Origin of the sequence: Gordonia sp. (in: high G+C Gram-positive bacteria), from assembly GCF_047606305.1 — a bacterium.
In the GTDB taxonomy this organism is placed as follows: Bacteria; Actinomycetota; Actinomycetes; order Mycobacteriales; family Mycobacteriaceae; genus Gordonia.
The window spans coordinates 1-7,877 of record NZ_JASGER010000099.1 but is presented as its reverse complement, the minus strand read 5'-3'; the positions used below and the strand labels follow the sequence as shown (position 1 = coordinate 7,877).

At 71.3% G+C, this 7,877-nt stretch carries 9 protein-coding genes and 1 pseudogene; 9 read left to right on the top strand and 1 reads right to left on the bottom strand.

Annotated features, from left to right (window positions below):
• From QM634_RS13675 to QM634_RS13635, 9 genes are all read left to right on the top strand, one after another.
• Positions 1-884 (top strand): ATP-binding protein (locus QM634_RS13675; protein WP_415043328.1); only part of this gene is annotated, 884 nt, incomplete at its 5' end.
• A gap of 33 nt (positions 885-917) precedes the next feature.
• Positions 918-2,273, top strand: coding sequence for a trypsin-like peptidase domain-containing protein (locus tag QM634_RS13670; RefSeq protein ID WP_415043327.1), 1,356 nt, complete (start codon positions 918-920; stop codon positions 2,271-2,273).
• A gap of 8 nt (positions 2,274-2,281) precedes the next feature.
• Entirely contained in the window at positions 2,282-2,839 is a 558-nt protein-coding gene (locus QM634_RS13665) for a MogA/MoaB family molybdenum cofactor biosynthesis protein (protein WP_415043326.1), read from the top strand.
• Positions 2,840-2,844: 5 nt separating this feature from the next.
• Positions 2,845-3,027, top strand: coding sequence for a hypothetical protein (locus QM634_RS13660; protein WP_415043325.1), 183 nt, complete (start codon positions 2,845-2,847; stop codon positions 3,025-3,027).
• Between the two features lie 93 nt (positions 3,028-3,120).
• Positions 3,121-3,771 (top strand): MspA family porin, encoded by a 651-nt coding sequence (locus QM634_RS13655; protein WP_415043324.1) that lies wholly within the window; start codon positions 3,121-3,123, stop codon positions 3,769-3,771.
• A gap of 28 nt (positions 3,772-3,799) precedes the next feature.
• Complete coding sequence (locus QM634_RS13650) at positions 3,800-4,465, top strand: MspA family porin (RefSeq protein WP_415043323.1); 666 nt, start codon at positions 3,800-3,802, stop codon at positions 4,463-4,465.
• A 165-nt stretch (positions 4,466-4,630) separates the two neighbouring features.
• Positions 4,631-4,801: a hypothetical protein gene (locus QM634_RS13645; protein WP_415043322.1), complete on the top strand. Its 171-nt coding sequence runs from the start codon at positions 4,631-4,633 to the stop codon at positions 4,799-4,801.
• A gap of 138 nt (positions 4,802-4,939) precedes the next feature.
• Positions 4,940-6,898, top strand: coding sequence for an ABC transporter ATP-binding protein (locus tag QM634_RS13640; protein ID WP_415043321.1), 1,959 nt, complete (start codon positions 4,940-4,942; stop codon positions 6,896-6,898).
• Positions 6,895-7,596, top strand: coding sequence for a hypothetical protein (locus tag QM634_RS13635; protein WP_415043320.1), 702 nt, complete (start codon positions 6,895-6,897; stop codon positions 7,594-7,596). The genes QM634_RS13640 and QM634_RS13635 overlap by 4 nt, the downstream gene beginning before the upstream one ends.
• A gap of 60 nt (positions 7,597-7,656) precedes the next feature.
• On the opposite strand, the pseudogene QM634_RS13630 reads toward QM634_RS13635, so the two are convergent.
• A pseudogene (locus QM634_RS13630) lies at positions 7,657-7,877 on the bottom strand (large conductance mechanosensitive channel protein MscL); the annotation flags it as partial.

Genomic DNA, 7,877 nt, shown 5'->3' with positions numbered 1-7,877 from the left:
GCACGACGGTGGCCCGCACCGGCCTGCGCCCGGTCGCCCGGCTGACCCGCGCCGCCGAGCGGGTGGCGCGCACCGAGGTCCTCGATCCGATCCCGGTCACCGGCAACGACGAGCTGGCCCGGCTCACCGAGTCCTTCAACACGATGCTCGCGGCGCTGCAGAACTCCCGCGAGAAGCAGGCCCGCCTGGTCGCCGACGCCGGCCACGAACTCAAGACGCCGCTGACCTCGCTGCGCACCAACGTCGAACTGCTCATCGCCTCCTCCGAACCGGGCGCGCCGGCCGTGCCGCTGGCCGACATGATCGAGCTGCGCAGCGACATCGTCGCCCAGATCGAAGAGCTGTCCACCCTCGTCGGCGACCTGGTCGACCTGTCCCGCGAGGAGGCGCCCCAGGTCGTGCACGAGGAGGTCGACATGCTCGGCATCATCGAACGCAGCCTGGAACGGGTGCGCCGGCGCCGCAACGACGTGGAGTTCGTCGTCGACGCCGAGAGTTGGTACGTGTTCGGGGAGAGCGCGGGTCTGTCGCGCGCGGTGCTCAACGTGCTGGACAACGCGGCCAAGTGGTCGCCCGGCGGACATCGCGTGGAGGTGCGGTTGCGCCAGACCGCGGTGAACTCGGCCCAGCTGACGGTCGCCGACGCGGGGCCGGGGATCCCGGCCGAGGACCGCGAACTCGTCTTCGAGCGCTTCTACCGCGCCGCGGACTCCCGCTCGATGCCCGGTTCGGGGCTGGGGCTGGCGATCGTGCGGCAGGTCGTCGAGCGCATCGGAGGCACCGTCACCGCGGGCCAATCGCACCTGGGCGGCGCGCTGATCACGATGACGCTCCCGGGACACCCGATAGCGGTGGAACCACCGCGCGTCGTTGTTCGTCAGTAAGGTGAAGAGACCGAATACCCGAGAGGCAGCGCAGTGACGCAACCCCCCAACCCCAACTCGCCGTGGCAGGGCGACGGCAAGGACACCCCGGCCGCCCCGTGGAACGCCCCGGGCGCCCCGCAGGGCGGTGCCCCGCACGCCGAGCCGTCCGCTTTCCCGGCGTCGGCCCCCGCGACGGGACCGCAGCCCGCGGCGCCGCCCCACCTGGGCGGTCCGGTGGGCTACCCGCCGCCGCAGGGCGTGCCGGTCGATCCGGCCAAGCAGTCCAAGAAGGGCGGCCGCAAGGTCGCCCTGGCCACCGGTGCGGTCGTCCTGGCGCTCGCCTCCGGCGGCGTCGGCGGGGTGGTCGGTGCCAACATCGACCGCCATGACTCGACGCCCGCCGTGGGCGGCGATCGCTCCGGCGACGGCCAGCCCAAGGCCGAGGTGCCGACCGCTCCGGCCGGCAGCGTGCAGGACGTCGCGGCCAAGACGCTGCCGTCGGTCGTGTCCATCATGGCGACCATCGGCAACCAGTCCGGCGAGGGATCGGGCGTGGTCCTCAACGCCGACGGCACCATCCTCACCAACAACCACGTCGTCGCCCTGGGCACGCGCGGTGCGGCGAAGCCGACGATCACCGTCATCTTCCACGACGGCACCCGGGCGCCCGCCGAGTTGCGCGGCGCCGACGAGATCTCCGACATCGCGGTCCTGCAGGTGAAGAACAAGGCCGACCTGAAGCCGATCACCGTCGGCACGTCGAAGAACCTTGCCGTCGGCCAGGACGTGATCGCCATCGGCTCGCCGCTGGGTCTGGCCGGCACGGTCACCACCGGGATCATCTCGGCCCTCAACCGGCCGGTGTCGACCTCGCGGGTCGGCGACAACACGTCGGTCATCGACGCCATCCAGACCGACGCCGCGATCAACCCCGGCAACTCCGGCGGTGCGCTGGTCAACGCGCGCGGCGCGCTGATCGGCATCAACACCGCGATCGCCACCATGGGCGGGCGCGACGCCAACGGCGGCCAGCGCGCCTCCGGCAGCATCGGGCTGGGCTTCGCCATCCCGATCGACCAGGCGATCCGCGTGGCCGAGCAGCTGCGCTCGACCGGCAAGGCCGACCACCCCAGCCTGGGTGTCTCGGTCGGTCCGGCCTCGCCGACCGATCAGACCCAGACCGGCGCCCGCGTGCGCGGCGTCGTCAAGGGTGGCGCGGCGGCCGAGGCGGGGATCCCCGACGGGGCCGTGATCCACAAGCTCGGCGGCCGCAACATCACCAGCGCCGACGACCTCGTGGCCGCGGTGCGCGCCTTTGCGCCGGGTGACGTCGTCGATGTCGAGTACACGGCCGACGGCAAGCCGGCGACCGCCAAGGTCAAGCTCAAGACCCTCCCGACGAACTAGGAGCCGCGATGACGACGACCACGGCGTTCGACGACACCGGCGACGACTCGGTCGCCGACGCGGCCGCGCGCGCCGCCGCGACGGCGCAGGAGCGCGAGTCGACGATGGCGCGGGCCCTGGTGGTCGTGGTGGCCGACGACCACCGCGACTCCGACGGCTTGGGCGGACTCGTCGGCGAACTCCTGGAGGAAGCCGACTTCCACGTGGATGCGACCGTCGTGGTCTCCGGCGACGAGGTGGAGATCCGCAACGCGCTCAACACCGCGGTCATCGGCGGCGTCGACGTGGTCATCTCGGTCGGCGGGGTGGGCGTGCGCGCCCGCGACGTCGCCCCCGAGGCCACCGAGCCGCTGCTGGACCGGCGGCTGCCGGGCATCGAGGAGGCGGTCCGGTCGTCGGGCCTGGCCGCCGGTGCCACCGACGCCGGGCTCTCCCGCGGCCTGGCCGGCATCTCGGGGCAGACCCTCGTGGTCAACCTCGCCGACTCCCGTTCGGCGGTGCGCGACGGGATGGCGACGATCACGATGCTGGCCCACCACGTCATCGAAGACATCACCGAGTTCTGACCGCCATGTCCGACGAGCCCGCACCGGTCACCGACTCCGCCGATGAGGCGTCGGCAGAGCCGCGGTGGCGTCGTCGGGCGCGGTTGGACGCGGTGTTCGGCGACGAGTCGCCCGATCCGGAGGCGCCCCGCACCGGCGGGCACGGCGGCGACTGGTATCGGGAGAATCGACCTCCTCACCACTCGTGAGCAGGTCTGCAGGTACTCTTACGACGTTTGGATTGCCAATCAGCCCGGTGGCGCAGTGTGCGAGCGGGTCATGATCGGTGCAGAAGGGTGAAGATGTTCCAGAAGCGTCAGCCGTCGCGGACGACGGGTGTGGCGGTGGCGCTGGCCACCGCGGCCGCCGTGGCGGTATCGGGCCTGAGCCTGGGGGCCGGGGATGCGCAAGCACTCCGCCTGCCCAGCGGCCAGAAGAAGTCCACGGGCATCGATGGCCAGGTCGTCACCCTCAAGCGCAGCCACGAGCACGTGTTCGCCCAGCCGAGCGAGGCCCGCAACGGCTTCGGCCGCTCGGCGCGGGTCTCGGGCATCTACAGCGCCCGGGTCAACCGAGGCGGCGGCAACGTCCAGGTCGGCTACCTCGTCGGCTGTCAGGTCAACGTCGGCGGTCTCGACATGGGCCTCAGTGCGGGTATTTCCGGTATCAGCGGGGGCGTATCGCCATTGATCAACGGCACCGTCTCCTTCCCGCTGCAGCCCGGCCAGATCCAGGTCGTGCAGGCGCTCAACAAGAACTTCTACAAGAAGGTCGTCAACCTCCAGCTCTCCGGCGTCGAGATCACCGTGCAGAGTTGTGGCGGCTTCGCCCAGGCCCGCTCCTTCATCAAGGTCCTCGCCACTGAGAACCCGAGCAGCGAGAACGGCACCTTCAGCGGCAACAGCGGCGCCATCCAGTCCACCCTCTACGGCAAGCCGTTCAGCCTCGCCTGATTCGCCTGACTCAAAGGACCAAGACGAGATGACCTCCCTTCGTGCCGCGGCCCCCCGCCGCGCCCTGGCGGCCGCAGCCGTCGTGCTGGCCGCCGCGACGACTGCAGCAGCCATGACCGCCGACGCCGATGCCCGCCGCCTGCCCGGCGGTGAGGTGAGCCGCAAGCTCGTCGACGGCACCACCGTCAAGGCCCGCCTCTACGACGAGGGCGTCCGCTACCACCCGGGCAACGTCGCCAACATCGGCACCAGTCGCGAGGTGTGGGTGTCGGGCAAGATCGTCGCCAACGTCGGCGGCAAGTCCAATGCCAAGGGCGGCAACATCTACGGCGGCTACGTCGTCGGGTGCCAGGTCAACCTGATCGGCGTCGACAGCGGCAACAACAGCGGCAACAACTACGGTTATCCGACGGCGACCGCCGGCGGCACGCTGCACATCGGCCCGGGCCAGGCCGGCTGGGTGCCGATCATCCAGACCACCTCGGGCAGCAACGCCAGCTACACCGGCTACAACGTCAACACCTTCACCTTCCGCGGCCACCGCGGCGGCATCGCCTTCAGCCAGGAGGGCTTCCGCGTGAACGGCTGCGCCGGCCACGCCTCGGCCCGCGCCCGCTTCACCATCGAGGTGGAGACCGAGACCACGCGCGCCCAGATCGTCCTCTGGGGCAAGCCCTTCACCCTCGGCGGATAGCCCCTTCGCCCGGATCGGGCGCATCCTGGCAACCGCCTGTGGGTTGCCGTCAGGGTCGCTGGAGTCCCTGGATCTGGGTCACCCGACCCATTAGCGTCGGAGACACGAGCAGCGAATGCCGCTCGGCTCCCACAAGGGTCGGGAACCTGTCGAAGGGATATGACAATGAAGAATGACGCTTACGGTCCTCGCCGTTACTACGGCCCGCGCGGCTACCACGGCCCGCGCCGCCCCTACGGCCCGGGCTACTACGGCCCGCGCCGCCCGTACGGCCCCGGCTACGGCGGCCCGCGCCGCTACTACGGCCCGCCGCGCCGCTACTACGGCTCGCTCTGAGCCGATTCGGCCTCCTTCGGGAGGCCTTGCTCGACCACCGGAGAACACTCCCTGATTCTCCGGTGGTCGAGTTTTATCTAGGCTTGACCCCAGCGCAGTCCCATCGGGGGGCCGCGCCCCGCCGACCTTGAGGATCCGATGGCCCGCAATCGCATGAGCTTCTTCCCGTCCGGACGCGGTGCCGGCCGTGCCAACGGCCCGTACGACGAGGACGGCCTCGAGGACTTCGACTGGGCCGAGCAGGCCATGGTCGACGAATCCATCGGCGACGACGCCGTTGCCTGGGACGTCGAGCGGTGGCAGCAGAACAACGGCGAGCCGCTGCCGGACGCGATGCTGGTGCCCCCCGCCTCGCCGCTGCACGTGCTGGCCGCGATCCGCCGGTTCCGCCCCTACATGCACGGCCTCTACGGCTGGCTCGTGCTCGGCATCTTCCTGCAGCTGGTCGACCTGCTCGTCAACGTCGTCACCATCGCGCTGTTCGCCAAGATCGTCGACGAGGTCCTGGTCAAGAAGGACATGAGCGCCCTGCCCGGGCCGATGAGCATCTGGGTGGGCGTGACCCTCCTGGGGGTGCTCACCTCCTACTTCGGCGAGGTGACCACCGGCGTCGTGGCCGAGCGCATGGTCACCCGCGTGCGCGACGACCTCTACGAGCACACCCAGCAGCTGGCGCCCCATGTGCGGCGCAAGTACCCCTCCGGCGACCTCATCGCCCGGCACAGCGGCGACGTCGAGTCGACCGAGCACCTCGTGTCGTCGGCGGTGGTCGACGCGAGCCTGGCGATCATCTCGGTCATCGTCTACGCGACCGCGGCGCTGCTGGCCGACTGGCAGCTGTCCCTCGTCGCCTTCGTCCTGGCGCCCATCCTCGCCCTCGTCTCGCGGTGGTTCGGCGTGGTGCTCAAGCGAGTCTCTCGTCGGGAGCGGGTCGCCAACGGCAAGATCAGCGCCCTCGTCGCCGAGGGCATCGACAACTCCCTGGCCATTCAGGCGGACAACCAGGGCCCCGCCGACCGTCGCCGGGTGCGCGCACAGTCGGCGCACTGGATGCGCGCCCGGATCACCGAGCTCAAGGCGGGTCAGCTCTACGGTCAGGCCGTCGGCCTGGTGGAGATGTTCGTCATGCTCGGCGTCCTCGTGCTGGGCGCCTGGCAGATCTCCCGCGGGAACACGACCCTGGGCCAGCTGATCGCCCTCACCGGCTACCTCGGCCAGCTGTACCCGCAGATCCAATCACTGGGCAACCTCGCCGTCTCCATCACCACCGCCACCGCTAGCGCCGAGCGCGTCGCGCAGGTCCTCGACGAACCGGTCGCGATCGCCGACGACGACGTCGACACCGATCCGGACTCGCCGCTGCCGGTCCCGGTGCCGCTGCCGGTGCACACCGCCGGCGGGGTGCCGGTCACGTTCGAGAACGTCGACTTCGCCTACCCCGACTCGGGGACGAAGGTGTTCTCCGGGTTCAACCTCGACATCAAGCCCGGCGAGTTCGTGTCCCTGGTGGGGCCGAGCGGTGCGGGCAAGACCACCGTCACCCACCTGCTGCTGCGGTTCTACGACCCGGACTCGGGCCGCGTCCTGATCGACGGCACCGACGTGTCGACCGAGCCGCTGGCGGACGTGCGCAACCACGTCACGCTGCTGCCACAGCGGATCGCCATCTACCGGGGCACGATCGCTGACAACATCCGGTTCTCCTGTCCGGACGCATCGCGCGAGGAGATCGTCGCCGCGGCCAGGGCCGCCGACGCGCACGACTTCATCGTCGGGCTGCCCGACGGGTACGACACCGAGCTGCGCGACGCCGGGGCGAACCTGTCCGGCGGCCAACGGCAGCGGATCGCCCTGGCACGGGCCTTCCTGCGCGACACCCCGGTGCTGATCCTGGACGAGCCGACGACCGGCCTGGACGCGGCCACCACCGAGCGCGTCCTCGAGCCGATGTTGCGGCTGGCGACCTCGCGCACCACGATCTTGATCACCCACGATGCCGAGCTGGCCGCGCAGGCGCCGCGCATCGTCGAGTTGGCGCCGCACGCGGCGCCGCAGGACCACCGCGACAAGCGGTCGGAGGGAGAGGAAGACCAATGAAGACTCGGAAGCGTACGGCGATAGTCGCGGCACCGATCTTGGCGGCCGGTGTGCTGCTGGGCGGCGGTGTCGTGCATGCCGCCCCCGGTGACGGCGGCGATCACGGCGGCGGAAGCGGTCAGAGCGGTTCTGGCCCGGGATCCGGCGGCGGTCAGGGCCAGGGCGGCCCCGGCGGCGGCCAGGGTGGCGGCAGCGGCCACGGCGGTGGCGATCACAGTCCTGGCGGCCAGAGCGGCCCCGGCGGTGATCGCGGCGACTCCGGTCCGCGCGGCGGCGACCGTGAGAACGGTGGTCCGCGCGGCGACGGTCCGCGCGGTGACCGCGGTCCGCGGGGCGATCACGGTCCGCGCGGCGACCGGGGCAACTCCGGGCCCCGTGGTGATCGTGGGCCGCGTGGCCCTCGTGGTGATCACGGGCCCCGCGGTGACCGTGGTCCGCGTGGAGGCCACCATCGCCACCACCGCGGCGGCCCCGACTACCCGGGATATCCCGGTTACCCCGGCTACCCGGGGGGCCCGGGCTATCCCGGCTACCCGGGCAACCCCGGTGGTCCGCGCGGCCCGCACCAGCACAATCCGCACGGTCCGGGGGTGCAGTACTGGCCCGACAACGACCGGCGCGGGCGAGAACTGCGCCGGGAGTACCGGAATTACTACTACTTCTACGGACCGTGGGCGGTCCCGCGCAGCTGGAGCTGAGCAGAGAGAAACGATGAGGCCCGCCGTCGCGAAGGACGGCGGGCCTCATCGTGTTCACGGTCAGCGCGAGTGACGACCGGGGTGGTCGGGCGGGAGATCCGAATCGCCGGGGTAGCCCGGCTGGTAGTCGGAGAACCCGCCCTCGAAGCGGTCGCCATAGCCGGAGCCCGGGTATCCACCCGGGGCCGGGCCGCCGGGGTTGGGGCCACCCGGATTCAGGCCACCGGGCTGCGGGCCGGGTGCGGGCTGCGGCGAACCCGACGGGTAGCCGCCGGCCGACG

Excerpts from the sequence above, each read along its gene's own strand:
- QM634_RS13645 (WP_415043322.1), top strand. The coding sequence starts at position 4,631 with ATGAAGAATGACGCTTACGGTCCTCGCCGTTACTACGGCCCGCGCGGC.
- QM634_RS13635 (WP_415043320.1), top strand. The coding sequence starts at position 6,895 with ATGAAGACTCGGAAGCGTACGGCGATAGTCGCGGCACCGATCTTGGCG.
- QM634_RS13665 (WP_415043326.1), top strand. The coding sequence starts at position 2,282 with ATGACGACGACCACGGCGTTCGACGACACCGGCGACGACTCGGTCGCC.
- QM634_RS13660 (WP_415043325.1), top strand. The coding sequence starts at position 2,845 with ATGTCCGACGAGCCCGCACCGGTCACCGACTCCGCCGATGAGGCGTCG.
- QM634_RS13650 (WP_415043323.1), top strand. The coding sequence starts at position 3,800 with ATGACCTCCCTTCGTGCCGCGGCCCCCCGCCGCGCCCTGGCGGCCGCA.
- QM634_RS13655 (WP_415043324.1), top strand. The coding sequence starts at position 3,121 with ATGTTCCAGAAGCGTCAGCCGTCGCGGACGACGGGTGTGGCGGTGGCG.
- QM634_RS13640 (WP_415043321.1), top strand. The coding sequence starts at position 4,940 with ATGGCCCGCAATCGCATGAGCTTCTTCCCGTCCGGACGCGGTGCCGGC.